Source organism: Candidatus Paceibacterota bacterium (assembly GCA_036517255.1).
In the GTDB taxonomy this organism is placed as follows: Bacteria; Patescibacteriota; Minisyncoccia; order Phycocordibacterales; family WO2-35-19; genus DATDXE01.
On record DATDXE010000003.1, the window covers coordinates 1 to 12825 of the forward strand.

Annotated in this window: 20 protein-coding genes; 3 read left to right on the forward strand and 17 right to left on the reverse strand. The window is 42.7% G+C overall.

The genetic code is table 11. The features are described 5' to 3' along the window. Window positions 1-162 precede the first annotated feature (162 nt). From VJH67_00240 to VJH67_00265, 6 genes are all read right to left on the reverse strand, one after another. A complete protein-coding gene (locus tag VJH67_00240) occupies window positions 163-1023 on the reverse strand; it encodes a 2OG-Fe(II) oxygenase family protein (GenBank protein ID HEY4515609.1) in 861 nt (286 codons plus the stop codon). 84 nt (window positions 1024-1107) lie between these two features. Then, window positions 1108-1737 (reverse strand): NUDIX domain-containing protein, encoded by a 630-nt coding sequence (locus VJH67_00245; GenBank protein HEY4515610.1) that lies wholly within the window; start codon window positions 1735-1737, stop codon window positions 1108-1110. A gap of 115 nt (window positions 1738-1852) precedes the next feature. Continuing rightward, the gene (locus tag VJH67_00250; GenBank protein ID HEY4515611.1) at window positions 1853-3049 is read right to left on the reverse strand and encodes a DEAD/DEAH box helicase; all 1197 of its coding nucleotides are present in this window, start codon (window positions 3047-3049) and stop codon (window positions 1853-1855) included. Between the two features lie 142 nt (window positions 3050-3191). After that, complete coding sequence (locus VJH67_00255; GenBank protein ID HEY4515612.1) at window positions 3192-4082, reverse strand: rhodanese-like domain-containing protein; 891 nt, start codon at window positions 4080-4082, stop codon at window positions 3192-3194. Between the two features lie 102 nt (window positions 4083-4184). After that, complete coding sequence (locus tag VJH67_00260) at window positions 4185-4439, reverse strand: SWIB/MDM2 domain-containing protein (GenBank protein ID HEY4515613.1); 255 nt, start codon at window positions 4437-4439, stop codon at window positions 4185-4187. 155 nt (window positions 4440-4594) lie between these two features. Then, window positions 4595-4990, reverse strand: coding sequence for a hypothetical protein (locus VJH67_00265; GenBank protein HEY4515614.1), 396 nt, complete (start codon window positions 4988-4990; stop codon window positions 4595-4597). Window positions 4991-5366: 376 nt separating this feature from the next. Between VJH67_00265 and VJH67_00270 the strand changes: the two genes are divergently transcribed. Continuing rightward, window positions 5367-5600 carry a hypothetical protein gene (locus tag VJH67_00270; GenBank protein ID HEY4515615.1) on the forward strand — a complete coding sequence of 78 codons (234 nt, stop codon included), beginning with the start codon at window positions 5367-5369 and terminating at the stop codon, window positions 5598-5600. A 334-nt stretch (window positions 5601-5934) separates the two neighbouring features. On the opposite strand, the gene VJH67_00275 is transcribed toward VJH67_00270, so the two are convergent. Then, the gene (locus VJH67_00275) at window positions 5935-6297 is read right to left on the reverse strand and encodes a hypothetical protein (protein ID HEY4515616.1); all 363 of its coding nucleotides are present in this window, start codon (window positions 6295-6297) and stop codon (window positions 5935-5937) included. A gap of 275 nt (window positions 6298-6572) precedes the next feature. Here VJH67_00275 and VJH67_00280 point away from each other — a divergent pair, with 275 nt between their 5' ends. Then, entirely contained in the window at window positions 6573-7031 is a 459-nt protein-coding gene (locus VJH67_00280) for an MOSC domain-containing protein (GenBank protein HEY4515617.1), read from the forward strand. Between the two features lie 63 nt (window positions 7032-7094). On the opposite strand, the gene VJH67_00285 is transcribed toward VJH67_00280, so the two are convergent. Next, window positions 7095-7712 carry a GNAT family N-acetyltransferase gene (locus tag VJH67_00285; GenBank protein HEY4515618.1) on the reverse strand — a complete coding sequence of 206 codons (618 nt, stop codon included), beginning with the start codon at window positions 7710-7712 and terminating at the stop codon, window positions 7095-7097. Between the two features lie 198 nt (window positions 7713-7910). On the opposite strand from VJH67_00285, the gene VJH67_00290 reads away from it, so the two are divergent. After that, the gene (locus VJH67_00290; GenBank protein ID HEY4515619.1) at window positions 7911-8375 is read left to right on the forward strand and encodes a DUF2975 domain-containing protein; all 465 of its coding nucleotides are present in this window, start codon (window positions 7911-7913) and stop codon (window positions 8373-8375) included. Here VJH67_00290 and VJH67_00295 read toward each other — a convergent pair. The 9 genes from VJH67_00295 to VJH67_00335 form a co-directional block, all read right to left on the reverse strand. Beyond that, on the reverse strand, window positions 8366-8608 hold the full coding sequence (locus tag VJH67_00295) for a YdeI/OmpD-associated family protein (protein ID HEY4515620.1): 243 nt from the start codon (window positions 8606-8608) through the stop codon (window positions 8366-8368). The two genes, VJH67_00290 and VJH67_00295, sit on opposite strands and share 10 nt — an antisense overlap. 372 nt (window positions 8609-8980) lie before the next feature. After that, window positions 8981-9316 (reverse strand): DUF2103 domain-containing protein, encoded by a 336-nt coding sequence (locus VJH67_00300; protein HEY4515621.1) that lies wholly within the window; start codon window positions 9314-9316, stop codon window positions 8981-8983. An 82-nt stretch (window positions 9317-9398) separates the two neighbouring features. Continuing rightward, a complete protein-coding gene (locus VJH67_00305) occupies window positions 9399-9875 on the reverse strand; it encodes a VOC family protein (protein HEY4515622.1) in 477 nt (158 codons plus the stop codon). Window positions 9876-9903: 28 nt separating this feature from the next. Further along, on the reverse strand, window positions 9904-10155 hold the full coding sequence (locus tag VJH67_00310; protein HEY4515623.1) for a YdeI/OmpD-associated family protein: 252 nt from the start codon (window positions 10153-10155) through the stop codon (window positions 9904-9906). A gap of 67 nt (window positions 10156-10222) precedes the next feature. Continuing rightward, the gene (locus tag VJH67_00315; GenBank protein ID HEY4515624.1) at window positions 10223-10756 is read right to left on the reverse strand and encodes a hypothetical protein; all 534 of its coding nucleotides are present in this window, start codon (window positions 10754-10756) and stop codon (window positions 10223-10225) included. 67 nt (window positions 10757-10823) lie between these two features. Then, window positions 10824-11072, reverse strand: a complete 249-nt coding sequence (locus VJH67_00320) for a GIY-YIG nuclease family protein (GenBank protein HEY4515625.1) — start codon at window positions 11070-11072, stop codon at window positions 10824-10826. A gap of 57 nt (window positions 11073-11129) precedes the next feature. Beyond that, window positions 11130-11459: a hypothetical protein gene (locus VJH67_00325; protein HEY4515626.1), complete on the reverse strand. Its 330-nt coding sequence runs from the start codon at window positions 11457-11459 to the stop codon at window positions 11130-11132. Window positions 11460-11681: 222 nt separating this feature from the next. Further along, the gene (locus VJH67_00330; GenBank protein ID HEY4515627.1) at window positions 11682-11936 is read right to left on the reverse strand and encodes a hypothetical protein; all 255 of its coding nucleotides are present in this window, start codon (window positions 11934-11936) and stop codon (window positions 11682-11684) included. A gap of 77 nt (window positions 11937-12013) precedes the next feature. Beyond that, window positions 12014-12517: an ATP-binding protein gene (locus VJH67_00335; protein HEY4515628.1), complete on the reverse strand. Its 504-nt coding sequence runs from the start codon at window positions 12515-12517 to the stop codon at window positions 12014-12016. Window positions 12518-12825: the final 308 nt, after the last annotated feature.

Sequence of the window (12825 nt, forward strand, 5' to 3'; positions counted from 1 at the left end):
AAACCCGCGTCAGTCCATGGACTGACGCGGGGTTATCTTGAGCTCGGGCAACTGCCCTACTTGCGACTTTCGCCGCTGCTTGCGACGCGGGCGAGGAAAAGCAGGAGCTCCACCCGTTTTTCCTTTCTATCTTTGGCGGACGAAAGAAAGGATTCATCGTTCTTATTTCTTGAAGAGGTTGCTGAAATCGAAGTGGCTCATGGAGTAGTTGAACCCGGGCTCTTTCTCCTGAAGACGACCGCACTTGTCCTTGTCGTACTTCGGAGTCTTTTTCATTTGGACAAAACACACAGCCGAGTCTCTACCCTGTTCTGCTGTCTCTACGGTAGCAACTACTCTATGACAAAGGGCTTTCAGTGTGCCTTGTGACTTTAGTTGGAGTTGCATAGATGGGATGACCACCGTCTCTCCTTCAGAGACCGGCATCGGAATCCATTTACCCTCATAAGTAAGGCACTCTAGCCCAGGAGAACTTTCGAAAAGATGAGGAGTGAAGCCACTTTGGTCAGTGTGGGCGGAGGCAGTCTCTTCACCAACCTCCCTATCACCAAAATAGTGGATAAAACGCACGAAGAAAGCATCTTCACCCGTGGTCACCTCTTCCACCAGCCCATCCACTCCATACGACTGCTCCACTTGCCACACAAAATGACTGACCAAGGGCTTCAGAATAGGCACCAAGCGAGTTACGTCCTCGATGAATTCAAGAGCGATGGGATTACCGATGTGACCCGCGTTTTCCTCAAGCCATTTCTTGCCGGCCAAGGTTACGTCGAAATTCTCTTTACGATCAGCTTTGTTGCCAATACCTTCTTTGTATTCGTAGCCGACTCCGTCAGCATTGTTGCTATAAGGAAGGGCTTTCTTCACTTCAAGAGGCAAGTTGTAAAACCTCTTCCAAGATTCTGCAGCCTTTTTGACTGCTTCGCGTAAGCCCCGTGGGTACGACATAGTGACGAAGCCTTTTGTTTTCAAATCATCAATCGAAGTTTCCATAATTCTCCTTTTAACTACTAATTCCATAATATAGAATATGGAAATTGGAAAAGACAAAAAAGCGAGGAGATCCTCGGTAGAAATTTTTCTATTTTATTACTTTATTTCAGATTAATTAATCTGAATCACTTCTTCAAAAAAGAAGGGCATCTTGTTTACAGCCCCCTTTTTCACAGCTTTCAATACTTTGGTAATACTTTTTATAGTGTCAAATGGTACCGTATCGTTTTTTATAGCTTCGTTTATCGGCACCCAAAAATTGTGTCCAAACTTACTATCTTCTATCAACCGTCCTGCAGAAGAATCAGAATAAGCGATAGGAAACATGACATCAGAAAAAAGTTCACCGTTTTGATACATAATTCGCCTCTCACAACCAAGTAGTTTAAATTTAGCCTGAAGACCAGTCTCCTGTTCAAGCTTTCTCTCGGCAGCAGGCTCGATGAATTCTCCTTTGAGCACTACTCCACCCATGACACCAACTTTACCGTATGAGGGGTTCGATTTACGTACCTGATTTAGAATTTCAAGTTTGCCTTTATTTTTTCTGGAAACAATAGTTATAACATTTATTTTAAAAAGACTGGTGATAGCATCGTTTGAAGGGTACGGATCGGCCACATGCTTTACGCCTTTTTTGGAAAGGGAATAACCTTCAGCATTTTTTACAATAAATTCTTTCTTGATCAGAAATTGAAGGTGGTAGTTATACAAATCATTAGGAACTTTCTCAGGCTGCATTTCGCTATAGCGAAGAGATTTCGCATTTTTAAGGGAGGAGAGTATGTGGTTTTGTATAGGAGAAAAGTTTGGAAGCATGCGCGCTAAAATTAGCACAACTTACAAAATCCTCAAACTATTCCAAAAAGGTAAGGGCTTTGCCTTTTTTGTTGCCACGGCCAGTACGGCCGATGCGGTGGACATAGTCGTCGTAAGTGGCTGGGATGTCGAAATTGATGACGTGAGAAACATCACTAATATCGAGCCCGCGAGCGGCCACATCGGTCGCTATGAGAGCTTGGATATGGTCACCCTTGAAAAGCTCCAGAGCTTTCTGCCTCTTAGATTGATTTTTATTTCCATGGATCGATTCTGTTTTCAGACCGAGAGAAAAAAGTGTTTTTGAAAGTTTTTCTACACCATGCTTAGTTTTTCCGAAGATCAAGACTTTAGTAAATTCCGGTTGTGACAGGAGTTTATGAAGAACGTCTATTTTGTTTTCACCGCTTTTTATTCTGACCACATCCTGGTCGACATTTTTAGCAGTATCACGAGTTTTGACCGAAATCCGAACAGGATCTTTCAAAAATTCACCGATAAGTTTCTCGATCGTCGGAGAAAGGGTAGCTGAGAAGAAAAGACTTTGTCTATCTTTTGGCATCACGGCTACTACTTCTCTTATGTCATTTACGAAACCCATATCGAGCATACGATCAGCTTCATCTAGCACAATAGTTTTAAAGGAACGTAGATTAATACAATTCCTATTTATTAAATCTTTCAATCTTCCCGGCGTACCAATTACAAAGTTGTTGTAATATTTCAAATCTCTGATTTGGCCTCCTATCGGCGCACCACCATAGCAACAAGCTGAAAATATTTTCATATCTTTTGTAAATCCTTTCAGTTCGCTATTTATCTGCACAGCCAGTTCACGGGTCGGCACGATGACAAGTATTTTCTCGTCTTTATTTTTTAAGACTTTGTTTATGAGCGGGATGAGGAAAGCCGCCGTTTTACCAGTACCAGTGTTGGCGATACCGACCACATCAGAGCCTTTGAGAGCATGTGGAATAGCTCTATCTTGAATCGGGGTCGGAAGGACATAGCCTTTTTCTATGACAGCATTTTTCAAACTTTCTTCTATTAGAAAATCTGCAAATTTGTGTTCCGGCACAAAATGATCAGTCTCTTCTGTGATGACGGCTTTATTTATAAATTTAGATGGATCGATATATTGGCTCCGCCCAGCATTTTTGGTACCAGAAAACCTACCTCTATTATTAAATGAGGGTTTTCTCGGACCTCTTCTGTCAAAAGTTTTTTTATACATACGCAAAAATACCTAATCTTTAATATAAATGTAAGACGATTAGAGATCTCGTCAGTTTTTGTTTTTTCAACCACAAACCAAGGAGAATAACTTACCCTTTAAGTATATACCAATTGAAGCTTTTTGTCAATATTCAACCTATCTAAGCCACACATTTTCTTAATTCAGAGGAATGTGCCTCGGCACACTTAGGACAGCATATGACTTTGCGAGAGGGGCGAACAGTGTCATTACTATAGAAGTCTTCGCACAAAGAAGCACAATAAACACACCTGCCAATAATTTCTCTAAAAGGAGAATCGACTACCGGTGTCGTCATGCGATTATCGAAAACAAAAAGAGAGCCTTTAAACCTTTTAGCTGGAAATTTTTGCATATATGAGTGTATCCCATCTTGCAAGTGATAAAGATCTTGGAAACCTTCCCTCTTTAATAGACAGGTCGCCTTCTCACACCTGATATCACCCGTGCATACTGTCACCACTTTTTTATTTTTTAAGTCTTTTAGCTTTTCCATCCTATTTGGTAGATCCCGAAAATTCTGAAGGCTAAAACCAAGTTCATCGTTCACTGTCCCGTCAAACTTACCAACATTTATTTCATAATCATTACGCAAGTCTAGTATCACAAAATCCTCCTCTCCTTTTTCTTTTTTCATATACATTTCGTGGAGCTCATCGGCCGTGACAGTGGGGGCGGTTTCGTTTTTGATATCAAATTTGCCTGCACCCATAGTGACTACCTCAGGCTTCACTACTACCTGCAATCTCGTAAACGCCTTCCCATTCCCCTCACTCTCTTTAAAACTCATGTTTTTAAATAACTCCCATCCTTCCATTTTTCCATCTTTCAATATTTCCATGTACCCATTTATATTCTCTTCCGTTCCCTCCAACGTACCGTTTATTCCTTCTTCCGCAATCAAGATCCTACCTTTCAAATTCAAATACTCACAAAGCTCTCTCTGTGCTTTCATCAAATCTTGTGGACATCTGATGTCCACAAATTTATAGAAAAGAATCACTTTATACATGACAGATAGTTTGCAATATTTTGAAATAAAAGGAAAGCGAAAACTCCTTACCTGCCAATTGGCAAATAAGGAGTTTTCGTAAACTTAGAGTTTATCTTTGAATTAGGAAACGTGTTTAGAGATGTGCTTAGCCATCTGCATCATGCCGATGGTTGCCTTGCCGTCGAATATTTTTTTCAAATTTTCGTCGTTATTGATGGTTCTTTTATCATTTGGGTCCTGAAGGTTCTTACCTTTGATGTATACCCAGAGTTTTTTTACTACTTCCGAACGAGGCATCGGTCCTTTACCGACCACAGCCTCGAGTTCAGGGCTCAAAGTCATAGGCTTCATGAATGCAGAATTTGCTTTTGGCATATTGCTTTAAATAAATGTTAATTAATATCGCTTTCTGCTAGTATACAATACTTCCCTATTTGTGCAAAGTAAGTTATCCCATGTGTAGAAGATGACCATCTACACATAAAATACTACGGCCCCCGTTGCGTTTGCACGCACGGGGGCCGTTGCCTCTATTCGAGGCAGTTCTTGAACTTGACTGCTTCCGCCGACGAAAGGCGGACCTGGACCTTCGAGTGGAGAGAGAGGATTCCCTTCCATTCACTAAAGCCGACGGTCGCTTCGCCGTTCACTGTCTTCGTCAGCAAGAGTGCAAACATCTTCTTCGGAAAGCGGCCACCCGTGACAGTGAACGAAGTCACATCGTTGTAGCGGAAGTAGATGTCGCTGCCAGTCTTTACGAAGTACTGACCGCACTGTACAGCTGCCGGCCCTTCGTTCACAGAACTGACCGGCATGAGGGTATATTCGCCCGCCGGCGCCGAACCACTGGCAGTTTCCGCATCATTCGCTAGGAGAGCGATGGATGCGGTGAAAATCAAGAGGACCGAGAACAGAAGTCTGGTCATGAGAATACTCCTTTGAGAACTTGACTGTCGGCTACCCTAGCACATTTTATAAATATTGCAAGCCGTGTTATCAAAACCTCGTCTTTACTAAAACTTGTAAATAAAATCGTTTGTTGCGGATTGGACAATAGTAAAGGGCTGCTTTATCTTGTGAGATAAGCAGCCCTGGACCCAGGAATCAAAGTACCGAGGTAAAAGGAACCTAAGAATCGAAGTAGTCGCGGCTGGTAAAAACAGCCTCAACGGTGCAACTGCCACTAGTATAGCATACTCACACAATCTGTCAATAAAAATTGTTTATTTTAAATAGAGGTGTCAAAAATATGAAGTAAAATAAGGGTTGTTTTTTGTATGAAGTCGTGATATTATTGGGAATATGAGAAATGACCCTAATGAAATAAAGTTGAATGAAATTCCCCTCTCTCTATCTGAATTTCTAGAATCTTTCAATAAAAACATGCCTGCTACTTTCCCTCAAGTATCTGAAGCAAACTTATTAAAGTTTAAAGAAGAGCATAAAGCCCTGTTCCAAAAAGGAGGCAGCTGGTCCCTCGACCAACATAGAAAAAAAGTGATGGATTGGCTTCCTCGTAATGTAGACATGGTTTAATAAAAACGAAGTGGTCGCGATATTTCACGCGACCACCAGAATTCCGTTCTCAGTGGGGACAAGAACAACGATATTCGCCTTCGGGCAAAAGATCTCTACAACTTGGCCCTGTTTTGAAAGACGAAGTTTCCCGTAACCGTTCCAGGATTCATCGGGAGCCTGATGGAAATTTCTTTCTCTAAGCCAAGAGGCTGCACACTCGGGAGATATGAAAGTCCCCAGATTGCAGACCACGTTGCCAGAGAGATTTCTGATCTCAATGATGTGCATGGTCTGCTATCCTTCCACTAAAGAATATAGGCTACCCCACCTAAAAATCAAGTACCCGGAAAATTCATGGGCAGGTTGAAATTCCTCCTGATTTGGTGGCGTCATCGTGAAGGTGCAGTTCGGCAGCTGTCGCGGGAGTCTTGGCCACGACAGGAATACCAAACTCTCGCGCCGTCCTGATTTCCCTCCACATCCCCGGTGTTATCCGTCCACCGTAAAGCCAAAGCTCGTGAACAAAACCACTTTTGAGGTATTCACGGATGTGGATTGCAGCCAGCTCGCGATCGTGAGGGTCATCGGTGAGGTATCTCCGAGTGGTAAAGCTCGGAAACACTGGCATGGCTTCTTCCGAGTGAATCGCTCTACAGATGGCGACCACTTTTGCGGTATTGCCTTCGATGTCTCCCGACATTGGGTGTGCGATCATTACTCTCTTCAACGTTGTCATAATGGCCTCCAATGGTCTGACTTTCCAATTGCAAAATAACACAAGTAAAAACTAAAATCAATTTTTAAAAATTTAAACTGTCTTGATTTTTGGGTAAATTTGAATAATATGACTTGCAGAGGAAGGAGTACCTAGTGAACGCAGGGATTATCGTTGCCGTTTGTACCAGTACAAAAGAGGGGGTACCCAAGTACCCGCAACCAAGCGCGAGCATTACTCCGTTTGGGTTGTTTGGAGACTTTCATTGTCGGGCCATGCGGAGAAGTTTTAGCCAGCCAGGCACGTCCAAACTCAATACCGACCGACACGTGACGATCGTCGGCGAAGAAGCGATCGTCGCCGTGAACCAAAAGCTTGGGCTACAGTTGGGCCCAGGCGATTTGGGGGAGAACATCCTCACTCGAGGCATGGGAGACTTGTCCGACATCATCGGCCACTCTGTGATTCGGATCGGTAATGACATCGTTTTGAAAGTGGTGAAACAGAACCAACCCTGCAGTAACCTGGTTCCTTACCACCCACTCTTCGTCAGAGAAATTAAAGGACGTCGCGGCCTACTCTGCGCCGTGATTTCTGGGGTTAGCAAAGAAATAAAGCCGAACGACATGATCGGCTGTTTCCCTCCTGTATGCAGGGAGTGTGGCTATTGGATGTTGCAATCCGGCGGTTGCTGGAAATGTCACAACTGCAGCTATACTCTCGGGTGCGAGTAGAATACCCCCAACTCACTCTAGCGGTCGCGAGCAATCGTCGACCGCTATGTCTTTTTCATAAAACTACTCCGCTAAAATTTTCTCCATCACAAATTCATCATGGGTTTGGCCATCGCCCATTGGATGATCTTTTATAAGCTCTACATTTTTGAATCCCAATTTGGTGTAAAGATTGATCGCCGACTCTTGTTTAGTATTGACCATCAAAATCACTTTCTTCACCCCATCTGATTTGAGTTTGCCTAGAACCGCTTCCATCGTTTTATACGAGAACCCACGATTCCTAAACTCCGGCCGAGTGTAGACTCCTACGATAATCCAATTATTACTCCATTTATCCTTACCTTTGTTATCAAAATAAACTCCTGCGGCAGAAACGATTTCATTCTTATAAAAACATCCGTAAAAAAATCTTTCTCCATTGTCTTCTAGTCGTATTCGCCACTCCTCGTGAGAACGTATACTCTCCTTCTCATAAGAGCCACCAAATGCTTTGGCGTCTTTCGATTGAAGAGCTGAGAGTCTAAAATCCCTATAGGCCATCCAATCTTCACTTGTAACTCTCCTCAATTCTAAATCCATATTTAAATATTCTTCAATCAATTTATTGAGAAGCGTGAACACCTGGTTTATCATCCTTTTAAGATTTTTTAAAATCTTGCCTCCTGAGATATTTTCCACTGACTCCATGATTTTAAATAATAAAACATTCCACATAAAAGCGAAAGGCGCCCAGGAAGTGGGCGCCTTCATAAGACCTACGGAATCGGGCTTAACACCAGACTGACTAATGCTCTCGATATTTAAATATTTTTTACAAATTTCAAAATAATGGGATACATGATAAAATCAAACAATCAGTAAATAAGCTATTTTATGATGAAAAAAGGATCAACATTTATTTTGAAGGTGGCGGTAATTATCTTGGGGGCTGGCGTGCTCGCTTTATGTATTTTCGCTTTACCTGAAATGTGGGAAGGTGGTTCAGCTGAATTTCCAACTGCTAGCTGGTCTCTCTTCCTCATCATGATCGGCATGTACGCGACAGCTGTGCCTTTCTTCATCGCGCTTTGGCAGACTTTGAAACTTTTGAATTATATCGACAAAAATATGGCTTTCTCAGAATTATCAGTCAGAGCACTCAAAAATATAAAGTACTGCGCGATTGCGATCGGTGTTTTATATATGGGCGGCGTGCCCCTCCTCTTCCCAATTGCCGATGCAGATGATGCTCCAGGCCTCGTAGTGATCGGATTCGTCATTGCCTGTATCCCTATCGTGATCGCGATCTTTGCTGCAGTGCTAGAGAGACTTTTGCGAGATGCGATAAAAAGTCAACGATGAGGGCATCCAGCCCAACAGCAGGGCCTGCGCATTCCGCTTTTTAATTTTGAGAGGGCCTTCTCAATACGGATAGTTCTCGTTTCCGCTTTCTTGCCTGATATAACCCAGCAAATCCACTCATTGCGCGCAAGCGGGGTAATATCTTCCCATGTCGCTTTCCCAGCAGCCGAAGAGTCAAGAGCTCTCTGCAAATCAGCAGGCATCTTGTGCAAAACACTTTCTTTCTTGGTCATAAGATAAAGCCATTCTAACACTTAAACACCAAAAAAATAGAAAATAGCAGCTATTATCATCTGAATAGAAATCGCTAACAGAAGCCTTCTAAGGCCAGTCGCCGAACGATTGAGTAAATATGCTGCTAGAGATGGGAAATACAGTATCATTGCCATTACAGTCACTATGAGCAAATTGGGGCCCTCAGGGTCATTGAAGAGAAAAAACATCGCTCTCGAGCACACCATAGATGTTATCGCCAAAATTATCAATGAAGCCTTTTTTGATATAAAATGCATATTTGTAATTGTACCAGAAGTTTAGAATATTTTTAATAAAACGAAAACTCGCCGACTGCAATCGGAAAGCTTCCGATAATACAACGGCAAGTGTTATTCTCCACCCATCCCACCGAAACTGATGATCAGTCCTTCGTTCCGCGCCCCTCGGGCAATAGCAAGCTTTGCTGCTTGCACATCTTTTGTGTACACGTAAACGTATTGATGGGACGCATTATCTCTCACAGAAAGAAGGATCGCTCCATTCTTTTCAGTGATCTTCACTCTGCGCTGGCCATTGACGGATCTCAAACCAGCTTTGATGAAATCTGGGGCGATTTTGGTCACGCTGGGACAGGCGTCCGCAACATCACATACGATAGTTGCGGCCGGGATAAGGGTCGTGTGGTTGCCTGTAAACTTGCCACCCGACCTTGAATGTTTAGACATGGGATTCCTTTCCTGTTTTTAATTATAGCATATATATTAAATAATACAAGTGCTTAAGTGCCTGAACCAAGTTAGAACTATTTTAGCCTCTTCTTGCAGTATCGATAGCTGCGACATCAATTTTTTTCATGGTCATCATTGCATCAAAAGCGCGTTTTGCTTCTGCGCCACCAGCTGCGAGCGCCTCTGTTAAAGTGCGCGGCGTGATCTGCCAAGATACACCCCATCGATCCTTACACCAACCACATTCACTCTCTTCTCCACCATTTAGAACAATCGCATTCCAGTAGCGATCTGTTTCTTCTTGATCGTCTGTTCTGATCTGGAAAGAAAATGCTTCATTTTGTTTAAACGTTGGGCCACCGTTCAAACCGATACATGGAATATTGCAAACAGTAAACTCTACCGTGAGCACATCGCCTTTCTTGCCACTTGGAAAATCGCTAGGTGCATGAAAAACATTAGCTACTTTGCTATCAGGAAAAGTAGCGGCATAGAAATTCGCTGCATTTTCCGCATCCTTATCAAACCACAGACAAATTGTATTTTTTGGTATCATAAATCTTTTTATTTTTTAATTATATCTTTTAACGATGAGGGCACCCAGCCCAACAACATGGCCGACGTTTGCCTTCTAAGAGTTCTGCGCACGCTCGCTTGATATGATGTTTTCTTGTCTCTGGCTTCTTGACGGAAATGATCCAACAAATCCACTCATTACGCGCTAGCGGAGTGATATCTTCCCACGCTGTCGCCGCAGCTTTAGAAGAATTAAGAGCTTTCTTCAAATCCTCTGGCACCTTGTGGTGAGCATGTCGAACCATTGCTTTGTGAGTCATATCATTATTCTATCAAAAAGGCCCCGCTTCCGTCTTGCGACTTCTGCGGGGCCTCTCGGTTATAACTTTACAACTGCCGTGCGTTCCACTCCGCCGATGTCTCTGTCACCGCTATCTGGTGAATGAAGCCCACCAGATCAGAGATCGGACAAACTGCTTGCGATTCGAAGCTGGAAACGAACAAGGTGATTTCAATGTTATCGTCTCCGGGAATCCGACGCTCGAATCTGATTTTGACGATCCTCTTGAGGAGGGTCGTCATCGTGTTCTCGATAAGAGCTTCGGCGTCCATTCCTTCCGCCATAATGTCTTTGATGGACATCGCGGCATCGGGGATCAAACGGAAAGGTAAAGGTGTGTCGAGTACGATCACCTTCTCCTTTTCAGAAATCGAATCAGGTTTTGCGATCACGATCGAGATCGTTGCCTGATGACTCTCGTCATCGAACTCCAGCCTCAAGTCGGGCAGAAAGGGTTTCTCTTCGAGTTTGACGCCGAAGAGTTCAAGCTGACCAGCGGGGATCGGCTTCAAATACTCGGCGTCTACTTCCTTCACGGTGATATTCAAGGTTCCTTTACCTCCTACTCCGGATTGTATCATATTTATAGTATTTTGCAAGTATTTTTATGGTTTGTAAAGGGGTTGGAAAATAAGGCTAAAACGGGATTTACTTATTCTTAATCAAAGCTAGTTTCTTTTCTCTTCTCCAACCTTTTATTTCTCTTTCTCTTCGCATAGCTTCTTTTAGGGTACTGAAAGTTTCCGAATATAATAATTTAACCGGGCGTCTTATTTTTGTATAGTGGGCTCCGGATTTAGAATTGTTGTGTTGTAAAAGTCTTCTTCTTAGATCCTTTGTGCAACCGACATAAAGAGTTTTATCGGAGCATCCTAAAATATAGACTTTGTAGGGCATTGAAGTTTCCTGCCCTGCTTACTTCGTGCAGGACGCTCATTTTTTATAGTCTCCGCCCTACTGGCGGATCGTTAAAAAATGGCGAATAATTAAGGCAAGGATAGTCCAGTAGAAAATGAGGTAGATACCAATAAATGGAGGTGGCGGATCATCCCGCAAAAAATTGTCAGAAAGCAACAAAGGTCCTATTAAAACAATTTTGATAGGCGATATAATCGTTGATACGGTATTCTTCCACGGCTCCGGTGACGCAGTCCCCAGGAGAGAGTCTGGGTGCTTAGGAAAGCCTCGGGGGCCTGTCGATCCCAAAAGTGAGGTAGTAATAAAAAGAAAGGCGAACCCAGAAATGATGAAAAGAATAACGAATTTTGTTTTTGAAATATTCATACAGAAATTATATCAACAAATTTAAAAACCTGCCCCGCATATTACATTGCGGGACGCTTAGCAAAACTAGCAGTCCAGTTGAGTACAACTGGACTGCTAGTTTTTTATAGTCACTCGCTTTGCTCGTTCGTTAAAAAATGGCGGCTGGCCGTCTGGTACGAAGTTGGAACTTTATTAGATAGCAAAAAGGGCTGATCCGTAGACCAGCCCTTTTTGTCCCTCTTATTTCGTTGGGGTAGCGTGAGTAACGATCATAAGCCAGCCGGGCAAATGTTCGTCAAAAACTTGCTGAACTCTCTGGATCCACTCCAGTGTCCCTACTCCTTCTTCTGGTATCGGGATCCAAGTCTCTCTAACAAGCCATCTCAACATGGCACGGTCATCAGAGAAACGTTCAAAGTGGATAGTAAGAATATCTTTCCCCGCGTGATATTGCTGTGCATTCTCTGGATTGAAAATCCAATACTTTTCTCTCATCGGCTTTGAGCTCCTAAATGTAGGGTAACTTATTTTTTGTAAAAGTCAAGTGCTGGCAGTGTGGTACGAAGTTGGAACTATTTTAGAGAATCTAAAAAAGTCTCTAGATTGGAGTCGGGTTTAAAAACAAGCACATCTTCATCCTTTGTCGGTATCTCAAGCTCTTTTATGGCTTGGTCTAAGTATTCTTGTTTAACATCGTGTCGTTCACCGGTTTCTCTATTTTTTAACCGCCTTTCTTTTTGTACTTCAAGTGGTGTATCTAAAAAAATTACTTTTGTTTTGGCGTTAGCTAATTTTACAAGTTGTCTCAATTCTTCCCTATGTTCAACTTTGGCGCTCACGTTATCGAAGACAACTGACTTTCCCTGTTTTAAATTATCCAGAATTTTTTCCTTACACAGATCAAGAAGTATTCTCCATTGATTATCATCATCTTGATCAATATTTAATTCTTTTTGCTTTTCAAAATACATAGCATCTTGACTAACTAAAACTGCGCCTATGTGTTCAGATATCTTTTTAGCAAGTGTAGATTTTCCTGAAAAACCTACACCACACATAATATATAAAGTTTGCATTTGTATCTCTATTATATCAAATTTACGAGCTGTGTCTCCTGAACAAAATCCGAACTTTTTTCCAAAATAATCCGAGCGAGGACTAATCTGCGCGCCTCGTCCGCTCCCTTCGGTCGCGGGAGCAAAAACCAAAAATGTTCCTTACCTTTCTTCTTTTCCTCGGCGGAGGGGGGAGCCGACAAAAAATGGAAAGGAAATTTTTGGTTTTGCTTCGCCGTTTCAGACTACAAAATGAACATTTGTATTATAGCATTTGTGGTTGGTTAGCGTTGTTCATTCCTCCGTCCTTGCGGCGAGACGAGGCGCTT